The 13,911-nt window shown below is 55.1% G+C and carries 9 protein-coding genes; 7 read left to right on the top strand and 2 right to left on the bottom strand.

The annotated features are described in order from the left end of the window. Positions 1 to 124: 124 nt before the first annotated feature. Positions 125 to 1,657: a glycogen synthase GlgA gene (glgA, locus tag ABX962_RS15190; protein ID WP_372720825.1), complete on the bottom strand. Its 1,533-nt coding sequence runs from the start codon at positions 1,655 to 1,657 to the stop codon at positions 125 to 127. A 342-nt stretch (positions 1,658 to 1,999) separates the two neighbouring features. On the opposite strand from glgA, the gene ABX962_RS15185 reads away from it, so the two are divergent. The 5 genes from ABX962_RS15185 to ABX962_RS15165 all read left to right on the top strand — a co-directional run bounded on the left by ABX962_RS15185 (position 2,000) and on the right by ABX962_RS15165 (position 9,514). Next, positions 2,000 to 5,182 carry a protein kinase gene (locus ABX962_RS15185; RefSeq protein WP_372720823.1) on the top strand — a complete coding sequence of 1,061 codons (3,183 nt, stop codon included), beginning with the start codon at positions 2,000 to 2,002 and terminating at the stop codon, positions 5,180 to 5,182. Positions 5,183 to 5,400: 218 nt separating this feature from the next. Next, the gene (locus ABX962_RS15180; protein WP_339938392.1) at positions 5,401 to 6,450 is read left to right on the top strand and encodes an NAD-dependent epimerase/dehydratase family protein; all 1,050 of its coding nucleotides are present in this window, start codon (positions 5,401 to 5,403) and stop codon (positions 6,448 to 6,450) included. Between the two features lie 235 nt (positions 6,451 to 6,685). Beyond that, the gene (locus ABX962_RS15175; RefSeq protein ID WP_372720821.1) at positions 6,686 to 7,636 is read left to right on the top strand and encodes an HD-GYP domain-containing protein; all 951 of its coding nucleotides are present in this window, start codon (positions 6,686 to 6,688) and stop codon (positions 7,634 to 7,636) included. Further along, positions 7,606 to 8,070, top strand: a complete 465-nt coding sequence (locus tag ABX962_RS15170; RefSeq protein WP_372720819.1) for a hypothetical protein — start codon at positions 7,606 to 7,608, stop codon at positions 8,068 to 8,070. The genes ABX962_RS15175 and ABX962_RS15170 overlap by 31 nt, the downstream gene beginning before the upstream one ends. Before the next feature lie 262 nt (positions 8,071 to 8,332). After that, positions 8,333 to 9,514 carry a substrate-binding domain-containing protein gene (locus tag ABX962_RS15165; RefSeq protein WP_372720817.1) on the top strand — a complete coding sequence of 394 codons (1,182 nt, stop codon included), beginning with the start codon at positions 8,333 to 8,335 and terminating at the stop codon, positions 9,512 to 9,514. Between the two features lie 18 nt (positions 9,515 to 9,532). Here ABX962_RS15165 and ABX962_RS15160 read toward each other — a convergent pair whose 3' ends face one another. Further along, the gene (locus tag ABX962_RS15160; RefSeq protein WP_372720815.1) at positions 9,533 to 11,296 is read right to left on the bottom strand and encodes a DUF885 domain-containing protein; all 1,764 of its coding nucleotides are present in this window, start codon (positions 11,294 to 11,296) and stop codon (positions 9,533 to 9,535) included. A gap of 359 nt (positions 11,297 to 11,655) precedes the next feature. Between ABX962_RS15160 and ABX962_RS15155 the strand changes: the two genes are divergently transcribed. Both ABX962_RS15155 and ABX962_RS15150 read left to right on the top strand, forming a co-directional pair. Then, a complete protein-coding gene (locus tag ABX962_RS15155; RefSeq protein WP_372720813.1) occupies positions 11,656 to 12,825 on the top strand; it encodes a Leu/Phe/Val dehydrogenase in 1,170 nt (389 codons plus the stop codon). A gap of 280 nt (positions 12,826 to 13,105) precedes the next feature. Then, positions 13,106 to 13,911, top strand: an 806-nt coding sequence (locus ABX962_RS15150) for a sulfatase-like hydrolase/transferase (protein WP_372720811.1), incomplete at its 3' end; no start/stop codon positions are given.

Below are 13,911 nucleotides of genomic sequence, written 5' to 3'. Positions count from 1 at the left end.
GAGGGGGCGTTTTCGATCAAGGTACTACTTCACGAACAGGTTTATTTTAGTGCACCAATTCCTGTGGGGGTGCAGGGACCATACGAGATCCTAACGGATGTTCGTAGGGTTTGGCGAGACAAAATTAGCGAAAAGTTGCTGATTCATCTCGGCGTTTGATCATCGTTTTTGCCTGTGAATTTTTAAGGGCAATGGTTTTTGCATAAAGCTCGATGTACTGGTTGGCGCTATGCCGCCAAGAGAAGTCTTGCGACATTCCGGTCTCAATAATTTGTTCCCATTTTTCTTTTTCGTGATATCTCAGGTGCAATGCTCGGCCAATCGTTTGATCGAGGGCTTCGGCATTCGCTGCGGGGATGAAAAAGCCCGTCGCAGTGCCGTCTTTGAGCGTTTCTGCTGTACAATCGACCACAGTGTTCGCTAGGCCACCAGTCTCTGTCACAATCGGCACCGTGCCATAGCGAAGGCTATACAGTTGGTTCAGTCCGCACGGTTCGTATAGACTTGGCATCACAAAGACGTCCGAGCCAGCTTCGATTAAGTGTGCCATTTCGTCACTAAATCCGAGATACAAGGCAAAGCGTTTGGGATAAGCTTGCGCTAGTTTGCGAAGCGGTTCCTCGTAACGTGCCTCGCCGCTACCAAGCACGACCCACTGGGCCGGACGATCCTCGGATAGATGGGATTGTAATACCGGCAGGATCATGTCCCACCCTTTTTGGCTCGCCAGTCGCCCGACAAGTCCAATCATCGGCAGTGATTCGTTGGGCTCTAAACCGAACCGCTGTTGGATCTCACGCTTGTTTGCCAGTTTCCCCTGCTTATAAAAACGAGCGTCATACGTCGCCGAGAGCTTGGGGTCGGTTTCGGGATTCCAAACTGTTTGGTCGATCCCGTTTATGATTCCCGAAAGTCGGTCGCGTCGACCCCGCAGCACGTTATCGAGTCCGCAGCCTTGTTCAGGGGTACAGATTTCCTCGGCGTACTTGGGGCTGACCGTGGTGATCATATCGGCAGCGACGATCCCGGTTTTCAGAAAGTTCAGATGGTTGTAGTACTCGAACTGATTGGAATTGAAATGTTTCCAATCGAGACCGGTCCAGCGGAACGCGTCGCGTTCGAAATGGCCTTGGTAGGCCAAGTTATGGATGGTGAAGATGGACGAGGCTTTTTTGATCCAGGGATAGGCGTCGGGTTCGGCGGCCATGATTGCGGGGACGAGCCCGGATTGCCAGTCATTGCAGTGGACGATATCGACGGGCCCATCGAGTCGCGAGATCGCATGCATTGCGGCTCGGCAAAAGAAGGCGAATCGTTCGGCGTTGTCGGGGTAATCGCCAATTGAGGTGCCATACAGCGATTCGCGATCAAAATATTGAGGTTGGTCGATGAACCAAACCGGGACGTCTCCGTCGGGCAGTTTGGATTTCAGGATGCGTGCCCCGATCAGCTTTTGAGGGCTCATCGGGATTGCGAAACTGGTGTCGGTCGACTCGATCGGCAATCCCGCACTGCGAATGCTTCGGAATGCAGGCATGATCAGCGTGGCGCGATGCCCCAATGCGGCCACCTTCGAGGGAAGAGTGCCGCATACGTCAGCAAGTCCGCCCGTCTTGGCGAACGGGACGGCTTCAGTCGATAGGAAGACAATATTCAATGGAAACTCAAGTGATGCATGTTCGTGATGGAATGTCGATCGCAGGGCTTGTTACCTAAAAGTCTAGCTCGATTCGCAACAAAGCTCTACGTTGTGCAAAAACTAACGGCGAAAGTGACTCAAAATCAATTCCCGCGATCGATTGCGGTAAAGTAAGAGGGCTCCTGCGATTTCGGATTTCGTAAACCCTGGGCCGGCTGAGATTGGGGCTGTCGGATGTCAGGGAACGAGCCCCCTAATGCCGTGGTCGGCTGAAATCGGTCGATCTATTAGACTATTCATCGGCGAAAGTGTTTTTCCCACACAAGCGTTTCCTTCTCGACATCGAAATGTTGTTTATTCATGACGGTCGCACTAAGCGAATTCTGGGCAAGATTGGTTCGTAACGGTGTCACCGATGCGGCTGGATGTAAGCGTTATGCGGTGGGTTACGCCGAGAAAGCCGGGGGATTGCCGCCCGATGATGCTGTCGCACTGGCCAAGTACCTGGTCAAGGCGGGGGTGCTGACCCCGTACCAAGCCAAGTCGCTTCTGGTTTCCGAATCTGTGAGCCTGCGTCATGGCGGATTTCTGCAAACCGATGCGACCGCGGCGGCCCCGCTGAGCCGCTGGATCCCCGTGGTCCGGCCAGCAACTGCGCTGGGGCCGGCAAGCGAAGGGGTTTCCGGGGTATTGTTCCGTCCCACTGCTGAACAGCTCGGCGGAGGGCGGGACCAATGGATTGCGGCCCACGCCGGGGTGACTCAAGCGGCACTTCAGTCGATCGAATTGGATCGCGTCGACGACAACATTGTGATTTTCTCGCCATTACCGAGCGGCGAGGTGTTGTCGGAAGTTTTGAAAAAGCGTCCGCGGCTAAAAGCCAAGCGGGCTTGTGAGATTGGGATTGCGATCAGTGATGCGTTGGTGGCGTTGCACGCGAGTTCGTTGTGGCACGGCGATGTGCGGGCCGATCGCGTGTGGATGGGCAAAGACGGTTCAATACGGTTGTTGCGAGATCCGTCGGGGCCCGCCGTCTCGGCGATGCTCACCAATCCTTATTCTTGGCTCGATGTGCTCGAGTCACCGCACGCCTATGCGGCTCCGGAGTTAGCGGATGCGTCAACTCCGTGTAGCGCCGCAACCGATATCTATTCGCTGGGCTGTTTGATTTGCCGAATGGTGATTGGCAAGATGCCGTTCCAGGCTGATTCGGCCGATGAGATGATGGCGCTGCATGCGTCGCAGATTCCATCGTCGATCTCCAAAGCAGTCGCGGCAGGCGAGGCGGGGGATCCGTTGTTGCGAGTGGTGGCGTTTGCACTCGCAAAAAATCCGCAGTCACGCTTTGCTACGATCGCGCAGTTTGCCGATGCACTGCGTGCGACCGCTGCGATGATCGATCCGGCAGCCAGCGCCGCCCCTGCGGTTCCAGCGTCTGCGGCACCTCCGATCGAAACCGATGATTCGGCACCCGCGTCCGAATCGGTTCACGCTAGCGAATCCGATCACACGAGTGGCTCCGATCACACCAGCGACGACGTGGTGTCGATCGTGACGAAACCCACCCCCACCAAGTCGAAAGCAAGCAAGCAAGCCCCGGCAAAGCCGGTGCCGCCGGTCCAGTCGAACCCGCCGTCATCGGTCCCAGCCGAAAGTGATGCAGGCGAAAAGGTTGTAGCCGAAAAGGTTGTAGCCGAGCCTGTCGCAGCAAAGCCGGATGCAGCAAAGTCGGACGCGGCGGTTGCGGTCATGTCGGTCGGGGTGCCGGCGGCGAAAGCGGAAGAAATTGCGGCGCCGCCAATCGCGTCCCCCGAACCCGAGTCGCCGCCGCCGGCGAGACGTCGCCGCCGGAAAAAGAAGTCCAACAAGGCGCCCTTCATCTTGGGCGGTTTGTCGGTCATGGTGGTGATGTTGGTGATCATGTTGATCGTCGGGGGCCCCGGCGAATCGAAACGAGTGGTCCAGAAGCGACAGCGTCCACCGATCCCCGCCCGCATTCCTTCGGTCGGCGGTGGTGGTCGTGATTCGCAGCCCCAACCCGCAGAACGCGAGACAACGCCGGTGGAAACGCCGGGGTATCAAGTCGTTGATGATGATCGCTTGCTGTGGCTGCCTCCCTTTGCCGCCGAGTCCGCGGCGCCGCTTGAGATGCTTCCGCCGGGACCTTCGTTCATCGTGACGGTGAATTTGGCCGAGCTGCGTGCCAAGAGTAGCGGAAGCCACTTTCTTGATTCGCTTGCACCGGATTTAAAGCAATTGCTCGATCAAGCGTCGGCGCGTGCAAAAATCGCTGTCGAAAAAATGGACCGGCTCTCGATCGCGATGCACAAGGGCAAAGACGGGTGGCCCGAAGTATCGCTTGCGGTCACGCTGCATGATCCTGTCTCGCTCGAGACGCTGACCCAAGCGTGGGACGTGTCAGCATCCCGCACGCCCGACGGAGCCACGTTGTATGCGGGCGATGAACTCGATTCGGATGCTTACTTTGTCGGTGACGTCGAGTCTAGCGAGAACCAGGTGACGCGGTTTTCGGTTTCGTCGATCGCAAGGGCTAAAGAGATTGCCGAAAACGGCGGTGCGAGCATCCTGTTGCCCCGCAGCATGCAGTCGTTGTGGGATGCGACGAGCAGCAAAAACGATTTGGCTCTGATCGTGACGCCAAACTTCCTGTTTGCCGATGGACGGAAATTGATCGAAATCGGTGCACCGCGTTTGGAAGCTCCCCTAAAACGATTTTTGATTCCTGATGTCGCCGCCGCGATGGCGTTGGCTCACTTTGACGAGGACCGGTTGTATACCGAAGTGCGATTGTCTCCGAGTGGCGGCATCGGTGAAGCGACGTTGATGCAAAATTTGAAACAAGCAGTCGAGTCGACTCCGCAATGGGCAAAGGACTTCGTGCTCGATGCAGTGCCTGATCCGTCGTGGCGTTTATTGGCGAACCAGTTGCCTGCGATGATGGATTTTCTGAGCAGCTATTCTCGCTTTGGTGTCGCTGACCAGGCTGCGATCAGCAACGCCTATCTGCCCGCCGATGCGGCGTCGCAAATCACGCTGGCCACCTTGTTCGCGATCAATACCACTGGCAGTGCAGGGCCTACGGTCGCTGCGGTGACTCCCAAGAAGACATTCACTTTGGATGAACTGCTTGCAGAAAAGATGTCGGTGACCTTTGACCAAGAGTCACTCGAATTTGGCATCAATATTATTGCCGAGCAATTTGCCGCATCGCTACCGGAGGGGACCGAGGTTCCGCCGATGCGAATCATCGGCGGCGATTTGCAGAAGATGGGGATCACTCAGAATCAACAGATACGCGGGTTCGCGAAAAAGGAGATGCCGTTTCGCCAAGTGCTGACCGATTTGCTTTTGGGAGCCAATCCTGACAAAACGGCCACCGGTTCGCATGACGTCAAGCAATCGCTGATCTGGGTGGTCGCGGATGATCCCACGCGTCCGGGCAAGAAAGAGTTGCTAATTACGACACGCCAAGCCGCCGAAGGTAAGTACGAGTTGCCTGCCGAGTTTGTGGTGACCCCCTAGTGTCTGGCGGTTTGTGTTTGTTGATGACTTCGTTTTTGGCAGCTCACGAGACGTCCGGTTATAGGCTTTACGCGGGTGATGAATTAATGAATGTCGTGGTTCCAACCACGCTCTAATCTGGTCGGGAACTCATTCGCAACTACAATCTCAGCAAGATATTGCCACGACAGCATCGTTCGACGACACGGTTTCGATTTCGCGACAGGACAGAGAATCTCATGAGAGTAATGGTAACAGGTTCAAGCGGCTTGATCGGTTCTGCGGCCGTCCGTCATTGGGACGCCGCAGGCGACCAGGTGATCGGAATCGACAATGACATGCGGGCGACCTTTTTTGGTCCCGATGGCAGTACTCGCTGGAATCAAAGTCAGCTGGAGTCGGAAACCAAGAACTTTCGCACCGTCTCGATCGATATTCGCGACCGCGATGCGATTCTGGACTTATTCAAAAACGAGCCCCCTGACCTTGTCGTCCACTGCGCTGCACAACCTTCGCACGACAAGGCGGCGGCGATTCCGTTTCTGGACTTCGAGGTCAACGCGGTTGGGACCCTGAACCTGCTCGAAGCAACCCGCCAATTCGCGCCGGACGCCGTGTTTTGCCACATGAGCACCAACAAGGTGTACGGTGACGCGCCGAATGAATTGCCGCTCAAAGAACTCGAAACGCGTTGGGAATATGCCAACCCCGAAGACTACGACGGGATCGACGAATCGTGTCGCATTGACCAAACCATGCATTCGTTGTTTGGCGCTTCCAAGACGGCGGCGGACGTGTTGGCACAAGAATACGGCAAGTACTTTGGACTGAAAACCGGCGTGTTCCGGGGCGGCTGTTTGACGGGGGCCAGCCATAGTGGGGTCGAGCTGCACGGCTTTCTCAGCTACCTCGTCCACGTCGCCGTGGTGGGCAAACCTTACACCATTTTTGGTTACAAGGGAAAGCAAGTCCGTGATCAAATTGAATGCAGTGACGTGGTCAAGGCATTCGAAGCATTCGCCAAGAATCCGCGTCCGGGCGAGGTCTACAATATCGGTGGCGGCCGCGAGAATGCTGCCAGCGTGCTGGAGTGCATCGCGTTGATTGAAGAGATTGGGGGATATAAGTTGGACTTTTCGCTTGCGGAAGACAATCGAAAAGGAGACCACATCTGTTACATCAGTGATTTGTCCAAGTTGAGAGCCCATTATCCCGATTGGGATATTAGGGTTTCATTGAAAGAGATCCTTCGACAAATGATTGCATCCGCAGAACAAAAAGTCTCTTGAGGTCACTTTGATTGCAGCTGTTTCCGCTTGGGAAGCGGTGTGATGTGAAGGTTTCTGTTCCCGTTACAAGTGTGGTAGGGGTTACGCCGATTAGAGACGGCAGGCACCGCTCGCTTAGTGAAGAAAAGTGAATTTTCAGAGGGGATACTTCCTGCGGGGTGCGAACGTACGTCCTAGGTTTTTAGGCAATGACCTGACGTAAGGTTATTGAAATGAACCTTTAGGTGCGTTCCGAATGCTCGCTTTGGACTTTCTACCGATTAGCGTTGCCACCTTGCTACCAGCAAGTGCGGTTGGGCTCGATCTGTTTCAGCGTGAACAGGATTCGGGTCGATTCGTCCTTTATCGCGGCGCTACCTATCCGCTGACGCTGGATGATCTCGATCGTCTCCGCGATCGCGGGAATCACTTGCTGTATATCGAAAAAGATTCAGGGCCTCGCTATCAATCGTATCTGCGTCGTTTGTTGGATGCGGATTTGGTATCGAGCAACATCACACCGCAGTTGCAGGTGGGTGCCTTGAACGAGGTCGTGCTTGATTCACTCCGCTCGGCATTCGGGAATCGCGATGTCAACGAGGCAGTCGCCACGGTCAGCCAACTTGGTGCCTTGACCGCCGAAATCATTACGCGTGACGAGTTTGCCGCCAGTGACATGTTTCGCGTACTGCATCACGATTACGCAACGTTTACCCACTCAACAAATGTCGCGTTCTATTCGGCAATGTTGGCCGCCGGACTAGGCTACTCGGCCGAAGAGGTCGAACAGATCACGACCGGCGGTCTGCTTCATGATCTTGGCAAACTCGATATTGACGATCGAATCTTGTCCAAGCCAGGCAAGCTGGATGACTGGGAATTTCGCCAAGTGAAGCGTCATCCCGGTTTAGGCTTTCGCAAGCTGGCGAAACGGACCGATTTGAACGAAGGCCAATTGTTGATGGTCTACCAGCACCATGAACGGATGGATGGGCACGGATATCCGGTGGGATGTGTGGGCTCTGAAATTCATCCTTGGGCCAAAATCTGTGCGGTGGTGGACGTGTTCGAAGCACTGACCAGCCAGCGTCCTTACCGAAAACCCCTCACACGACACAAAGCACTCGAAATACTCGAGCGTGAGGGTTCCGCGTCATTCGATTCAGAGGTGTTGGAATGTTGGAAGTCAATTATCCTCAGCGCCTAAGCGGACTGATCGAACAAGTGTGCTGGGATATTCAGCTGCCTGTGGAATTGTCGGAATACTTCGCCAGCAATGGTGAGGCATCGAATTCATTTCCCACCGACGAGCGGAGCAACCAACGCATTAGCATTCGCACCCGTGCTCTGCTGTGGTCGGAAGTCACGCTTCCGTTTTGTCCGCGTCCGCGTCATCCGGTTGGAATTTATACCCGTGACTTTTCACGCACCGGCGCCGGGTTTTTAAGTTCCGTACAGTTTTTTCCCGAGGAAGAACTGCGTATTGTATTGCCCACTTTCTGGGTCCGCGTGCGAGTCACCCGAGTCCGCCGACTCGGTGAATCTTGCTTCGAAATTGGCACGATCTTGCTGCATAAGTACTCGCCCAGCGGCGATGCGTTTGAGCCATCGGCCTCAATGCAAATGGGATCCACGCTCTAATCGAGTGATCCCCATCGCCAAGCGGTTCTAAATTACTCGCACTATGCGCAGAAACATCGCTGCGTGGCGATTAAAGCATATCTTTCATTGGGATGATTGCTAGGATCAATCCTTAGTGACTGCATTCCCCTCTGCTTGTGACCCGAGGCTCGTTTCGCGTCGATACACTTGGTCGTCGGGTTTGCATCGGTCTTATTTGATCGTTTGATCAAGCAACTTTGCGATGCGTAACTCTACGCGAGACAGAAATTAACACTGATGAATGAGTGACGCAGAGCCGATGCGCAAGAAGCAACGCATAGCGATCTTGATCGAAGTCGAGACTCCGCTTCGTCGACATCTCGATGTGTTGGCAGGCATTCAACAAGTCGCGTCCACTGCCAATTGGGATACGACGCTTATCCCAGTGACGGATTTTGCTTTTTGGGACAAGCATGACCAGGCGTTCGACGGTTTCGTCGGACGCATTGGGCGATCGATGGAGATCAAAGCGAAAGAACACAAGATTCCGGCAGTGAATGTTTGGTTGAATACTGATGCGGAGAACCTGCCAGGAGTCTTTCCCGATTGGCAGCAGGCCGGAAAAATGGCGACGCAGCATCTCCTGTCCCTCGGGTTCAGGAAGCTTGCCTATGTCGGATTTACTGACCAACGCGGTGTGCAATTGCAGATCGCTGGCTACGACGCCTCGGCCCGCGAGATTGCGTTCCAGCACACCGTTGACTTGTTCGACCACGGCTATGCTCGATCTGCGGCGGATTGGCAATCATTTTCCGATCAGCTTGATGCGTTAGTGGCCACATGGGAACCACGCACTGGCATCTGCGTGTCGGATGATTCGCTCGGTCGATTCATCATCGAGCGATGTGAACAACGTGGACTGCGAGTACCACGAGAGATCGCCATCGTTTCGATGGAAAACGAGCCCTTGGTCTGTGAGTACACAAACCCTCAGCTTTCCAGTATTGATGTGGGCTACCAGCAAGTCGGAGTGCAAGCCGCATCGCTGCTTGAGCAACTGATCGCTGGTTGCGAGCCACCTGAAAATCCAACCTGGCTGCCGCCCCGTGGGATCGTCAAACGACGTTCTTCCGACGCCTATGGAGTGGCGGATCCCGATATCGCCAAATGCCTGCACTTTATCGCGACGCATGCTCACGAGCACCTCACCGTGGACGACGTGGCAACGCACGTATGCTTGTCGCGAAGAACGCTCGAACGGCGGTTCAAGCAAGAGGTGCTGTGTACGGTGGGGGAAGAAATCACTCGTGCACGGTTGGAGATGGCGAAAACACAACTCTTCGAGTCGGGGCTTTCGATCAAGATGGTTGCCCGCCGAAGTGGATTTCGTGACTCGAGCCAGCTATGTGCCGTGTTTCAGCGTGAACTAGGACTCAGCCCCGGGCAATTCAGAAAAACGCACGTGATCTCATCAACGGCTTGATCGCAAGATTCCATCGGATCATGGAATGGGTTTGTCGAGGACGAGTGCACGAACAAACTGGGGCGGCGGAGAACCAAACGACAGAACTTTGTCGTGATAGGCTTTGAGATCAAACCGGTCGCCCCACATCTGCTCGGCCTCGCGACGCAGCGCCACGTGCTCAAGATACCCAACGAAATAGGTAGGCAGTTGGGCGGACGTGATTTGGGCGCGGGTCCACTTTCCCGCCGCTTCCCGCTCTTCCTGAAACGCATCCTCGACCAACATTCGCATGCCTTCGCTGCGAGAGCCGCCATCCACATGGACCGCAAGATCAAGCAACGCGTTGGTCACATCACGCAGATACCATTTTAGGGTGATCAGTTTCAACAGCGGGTCGTGGTCGCGAAACCCTTCTTCACACATCATCCATTCCGAGTAGACAGCCCAGCCTTCGACAAAGACGCCGGACTGAAACAGATGACGCAGTTTGCCCTGGTAGCGGTTGGCATGAGCGAGTTGCAAAAAGTGTCCCGGCATCGCTTCGTGGATCGTCAGCACGTCGATCGACCGGTTGTTGTATTCACGCAGATGCGAAAGCACTTGTTTCTCGGTCCAGTCGGCGGGCGGTGGCGAGACGGCATAAAACGTGGGCTGATCGGTTTCCAAAGCTCCGGGCGAGTCGCAGTAGGCCAACGAGACGCCTCGACGAAACTCGGGCATCACGATGATTTCAAGCGGATCGGGAAAGAGGGTGATCACGTCGTTTTGGCGAAGGAACTCGGTCGCCGCGGCAACCGACTGTCGTGCGGTTTGCACGATCTCGTCTGCCTGCGGCGCATTTGCATAAGCCTTTTCCAGTCCAAACCGAATCACGGCGCGGCGAAAGGGATCGGATGGTTTTTCGGGGAACTGCGTCAGCGGGTATTGATCCTGGTACATCGGCTTGGCGATGGCGTACATCTGGTTGTGAAGCTCCTCGATCCGCCGCTCGCCAAGATCACGAATCTCCTGAGGCCGCAAGGGTGAGTGCAAGGCGAATGCGAGCTTTTGCTGATAGAGCTCGATCCCCAACCGGTAGTCACCTTTCGCACCAGGAAGCAACTCGGATTCCAGCCATTGTTGTTGCTCTTGAACCGCCGCTTCGGCGATTCGGATGGCGCTCGCAACGCTTTCGCGATCCTGTTTTGGCAACTCATCGAGGAACGGCCGCACATAGTTGTCGATCGACTTCAAGATGCCTAGATTCTGAGCCACCGCGGTTTTTGCGTGCACGTGCGGCACTCGCGGAACATCCAAGATCGCTCGGACCTGTTCGAAGAAACGCGGGAACTGTTCCAAACGGCTGGCGACGTTCAATAGTCGGTCACGACGCGGCGCGAAATCTCGGGCCATCAAACTGTAGACCGCATCTCCGCTGATCCCGGTATAGATCAGCGGATTCCATTTCCACTCTTGCAGTTTTGTGGCCTGCCATTGTTTGTACTCGATCGAGTGCTTCAATAGCGCAAGGTCGACTTGATTGGCGCGGCAGAGCTGCTTTGAGTCGATGCCATCAAGTTGTTTGGCGAAGTCCGAGAGCCACGCGAGCTTTCGATCTCTGGCCGCCTGACTTACATCGTCAAGCTTGCCATCAAACCGATGGTCGCCCAACGAGGTCGCCTGTACGGGCGAGAATTCGGCGAACTGGTCAATGTATTGTTCGCCGAGTCGTGCGAACTCGGCATCGACTTGTGAGTCGTCCGCCGAGAGTGCGGAAGCCATCAGTAGCGATACGAGCAACACCGCGCCAATTTTTGTCATGTCGATTCCACTTCGTCGTTCAAACAGACGCCCATTTCGATGGACGCAACATCGGGATAGAGGCATCATACGCGTTGCTTGTTGGTGATTTACGACAATCCGTTCGGCAAATGCGCAAGACTCTTGTGCGAAGCAACGTTCACGCAACAATTGGATTCTGCTTAAGGATCGCCATCTGGCATGACATGGAGATGACAATTCGAGATGAAATTCGTCCCGAACCTAGTTGGGATCTGTTGTATCTACCTCATCGTTCTTAACAGTGTACTCGGTTCGTCGAAGGGCGAGTTCACGACAGGATCTTCGACAAAGAACGTTTCCAGACCAATACCTAACGTACACGCGAATCGCCAATTGTCATGCAATTCTCCACCACAACAAAAGCCGATACTGAGTCGAAGACCGAGGACTCCGCAGAGGACTCCTCCAGCAGCAACGGGTTTGACTACCAGTTCGAAACACTTGATTGCCACGACATTCCCGGATTCGCCGGCCACGAGCTTGTCATTTCTTGTGCCGACGCCAAGTCAGGCCTGCGTGCCTTCATCGCGATTCACAACACGTCGCTTGGACCAGCGTTGGGCGGTTGCCGGATGTGGCGTTACGCGAGCGACGAGGAAGCGTTGACCGACGCGCTGCGATTGAGTCAAGGGATGAGCTACAAACATGCGGTGGCGGCTACCCAGCAGGGTGGAGGCAAAGCGGTTATCGTTGGCGATCCGCGCCGCGACAAATCCGACGCCTTATTCCAAGCCTTTGGACGCTTCGTTGATTCGCTGGGCGGTCAATACGTTACCGCCGAAGATGTCGGGGTGTCGGTTGATGATATGGTCTCCGTGCGTCGGCAAACCAAGCACGTCGCTGGTTTACCAACTTCGATGGGCAGCAGTGGTGATCCATCCCCCATCACGGCGTATGGCGTCTACTGTGGAATCCAGGCTGCCGTCGCATTTAAGCAGCGCCGACCCTATGACGTACGAGCTCGATTCGACAACGTCACGGTGGCTGTCCAAGGAGTAGGAAACGTTGGCTACGCGCTATGTCGCCATTTGCACAGCGCTGGCGCCAAGCTTGTCGTGACCGATGTTCATCAATCGAATGTTACGCGAGCATGCAGCGAGTTTTCGGCGACCTCGGTTGCTCCGGAAGCAATCTACGATGCTTCGGCCGACGTATTTGCCCCCTGTGCGCTTGGTGGCACCGTCAATTCCCAAACCGCCCTACGCTTGAAATCGGCGATCGTTGCGGGGGCTGCGAACAATCAACTCGCCGATCCTGCGGTGGCCAAGACGTTGACGGATCGCAATATCCTTTATGCCCCTGACTACGTGATCAATGCGGGGGGAATCATCAACATTTCCTATGAGAAACAGGGTTACAATTTAGATAAGGCAATGCGTTATACCGAGCGGATCGGCGAAACATTGACGGAAATCTTCCAGCGTGCAAAGACGGAAGAAATTTCAACCGCCGAAGTTGCTGACCGCATTGCACAAGAACGGCTCGGCGCATCCCCTTCTCGGCAGTGAATTACGGATTCAGCAGTCAAAACAAAAAGGCCTTTGGGCCAGCGGATTCGACGTAGCTTGCCGGTGACATCCAGGGGAGCCATCTCTAGCCCTCTCTATCAAAGGCCCACAATTGATCACAATTCACTTGAACAGTTCGTTGTTCTGAAGTGAGATAGACTTCCAGTCTGTCATTCCAGTGCTAACCGACTGGAAGCGTATCCGACTGATTGTCCGTTCATTGCTTCGCGGGCCCAATCCTCCTTTTCTGCCAAGGTACCAAGTCAATATGACGAATCAAATGAATAGTCTCCTTCGACTGCTGCCGCTTCTTTTCGTGGTCGCAACCGCGATAACGGCCAACGCCAAATCGCCGAACGTCGTTTTGATCCTCTCTGACGATCAGGGGTACACCGACTATGGTTTCATGGGGCACAAGGAAATCGAAACGCCGAACCTTGACCAGCTTGCCAAAGAGAGCACGTTGTTTCGTCGTGGCTATGTTCCAACCGCATTGTGTCGCCCCGCGCTATCGACGCTCATCACGGGGCTCTATTCGCATCAGAACAAGACGACCGGAAACGACCCCGCTCGCACCCCCGCAAACGAAGCTCACGCCGAAATGGCGGGGAAAGAGGCTCGCGAGCTGCTGATCTCACACATTGACCGCACTGGCGCCTTGCCTCAGTGGCTGGCCAAGAAGGGTTACGTTAGTTTCCAAAGCGGAAAGTGGTGGGAAGGATCTTTTGAGCGCGGTGGTTTCACCGAAGGAATGACCAAGGGGTATCCGAATCCGGGTGGTCGGCATGGGGATGCGGGATTGGCGATCGGACGCGAAACCATGACGCCGGTCACTGAGTTTATCAATCGCAGCGTGGAAGCGGAAACGCCATTTTTCCTTTGGTACGCACCGGTGATGCCACACACACCCCACAACCCGCCCGCTCGACTTCTTGAGAAGTACCTGAAAAAGGGAGTGCAGAAACGAATCGCACAGTACTACGCGATGTGCGAATGGTTCGACGAAACCTGCGGAACGCTGTTGGACCACATCGACGACGCGGGAATTGCCGACGAGACGCTTGTCATCTACGTCACGGACAACGG

Origin of the sequence: Novipirellula sp. (assembly GCF_041583735.1) — a bacterium.
Classification (GTDB): domain Bacteria; phylum Planctomycetota; class Planctomycetia; order Pirellulales; family Pirellulaceae; genus Novipirellula.
Note: the sequence above shows the minus strand (reverse complement) of the source record. Positions and strands in the feature narration are given on the sequence as shown.

Coding starts and splice junctions, on each gene's coding strand:
- ABX962_RS15180 (WP_339938392.1), top strand. CDS start 5,401: ATGAGAGTAATGGTAACAGGTTCAAGCGGCTTGATCGGTTCTGCGGCC.
- ABX962_RS15170 (WP_372720819.1), top strand. CDS start 7,606: ATGTTGGAAGTCAATTATCCTCAGCGCCTAAGCGGACTGATCGAACAA.
- ABX962_RS15185 (WP_372720823.1), top strand. CDS start 2,000: ATGACGGTCGCACTAAGCGAATTCTGGGCAAGATTGGTTCGTAACGGT.
- ABX962_RS15165 (WP_372720817.1), top strand. CDS start 8,333: ATGAGTGACGCAGAGCCGATGCGCAAGAAGCAACGCATAGCGATCTTG.
- ABX962_RS15160 (WP_372720815.1), bottom strand. CDS start 11,296: ATGACAAAAATTGGCGCGGTGTTGCTCGTATCGCTACTGATGGCTTCC.
- ABX962_RS15175 (WP_372720821.1), top strand. CDS start 6,686: ATGCTCGCTTTGGACTTTCTACCGATTAGCGTTGCCACCTTGCTACCA.
- ABX962_RS15155 (WP_372720813.1), top strand. CDS start 11,656: ATGCAATTCTCCACCACAACAAAAGCCGATACTGAGTCGAAGACCGAG.